The sequence below is a fragment of the Chryseobacterium sp. SIMBA_029 genome (genome assembly GCF_046535275.1).
Taxonomy (GTDB): domain Bacteria; phylum Bacteroidota; class Bacteroidia; order Flavobacteriales; family Weeksellaceae; genus Chryseobacterium.
Genome location: NZ_JAWRXA010000547.1, coordinates 1 through 257, shown reverse-complemented (window position 1 = coordinate 257; position 257 = coordinate 1). Strand labels below are relative to the sequence as shown.

The window sequence follows — 257 nt, the reverse complement described above, 5'->3', positions numbered from 1 at the left end:
AAATGGTTTCAGCTTAACAAAGGCAAGACCGTTGTTACTTCCATTTCCGGATAAGAATCCTCTACCTGTAGAAATCGTTACATTCTGTACACCCGGAACTTTCATAGCTTTAGCCTGAAGAGTTTTCAAAGCGTTGTAGGTTCTTTCCATAGAAGCACCCGGAGGAAGCTGAACATCTGTAAAGATAATTCCTCTATCTTCTGTAGGTACAAATCCTTTCTTCATACTGCTGCTTGCCCAGAATAAAATACCTCCGG

At 41.2% G+C, this 257-nt stretch carries 1 protein-coding gene; it reads right to left on the bottom strand.

All coding sequences use genetic code 11. The annotated features are described in order from the left end of the window. Window positions 1-257: efflux RND transporter permease subunit (locus SB679_RS25170; protein ID WP_410705053.1), on the bottom strand; the 257-nt coding region annotated here is incomplete at both ends.